Origin of the sequence: Streptococcus sp. DFI.7.26, assembly GCF_022240605.1 — a bacterium.
Taxonomy (GTDB): Bacteria; Bacillota; Bacilli; order Lactobacillales; family Streptococcaceae; genus Streptococcus; species Streptococcus xiaochunlingii.
On the sequence record NZ_JAKOGN010000071.1, the window covers coordinates 1 to 252 of the forward strand.

Below are 252 nucleotides of genomic sequence, written 5' to 3' on the forward strand. Positions count from 1 at the left end.
CCAGTAATTTTTGCCAAATCTGGCGAATAATCATTGGGTCTGTATAATAGGCTGTGAGAGAACTTTGTTTCATGGCGGAGTATTCTGATTTACTTACTAAACTCTTAAGAGTTAAACGTTCTGCTTCATACTTTGGATTGAGTTCATCGAAAAATTCATTGGCAAGACCACCCCAGCCGACATACTTGGCTAGTAGCTCTTGTTCTTCTGGATTCGCTTGTCGTCCCTCTTTTTCTAATCTTTTAACAAGTT

Annotated in this window: 1 protein-coding gene; it reads right to left on the bottom strand. The window is 38.9% G+C overall.

From position 1 onward, the window contains the following. On the bottom strand, nucleotides 1–252 hold a 252-nt coding region (locus tag L0M85_RS09965), incomplete at both ends, for a hypothetical protein (RefSeq protein WP_238656953.1).